Source organism: Enterobacter sp. UNJFSC 003 (assembly GCF_036903355.1).
Lineage (GTDB): Bacteria > Pseudomonadota > Gammaproteobacteria > Enterobacterales > Enterobacteriaceae > Enterobacter.
Window position 1 is genome coordinate 1 of sequence record NZ_JBAKHK010000195.1, and the last position, 265, is coordinate 265.

Annotated in this window: 1 pseudogene; it reads right to left on the bottom strand. The window is 57.0% G+C overall.

Features of this window, described 5'->3' with window-relative positions:
• Positions 1–265, bottom strand: a pseudogene (locus V5P19_RS23760) (bifunctional PTS fructose transporter subunit IIA/HPr protein); the annotation flags it as partial.

The window sequence follows — 265 nt, forward strand, 5'->3', positions numbered from 1 at the left end:
GTCGGCGCATCATCGCTGGTCAGCAGCGCCAGCAACGTTGCCGCATCCGCTTTCATCAAGCGGTCAGCTTTATTGTCGAGCAATAAATCAGCGAGACGCTTAAGAACCGCGATGGGCTGATCGTCATTCATCGCCACACTCACCAGCATGGCTGCCGTTTCGCCGTCCACATCAAAAGCATTTGCCGCACGGCTTACCGCAATCGCGCTACGCAGATTGCCTTCGGCGCTATCGCTCAGCCAGATACCCTGTCCGAGATTCAGCG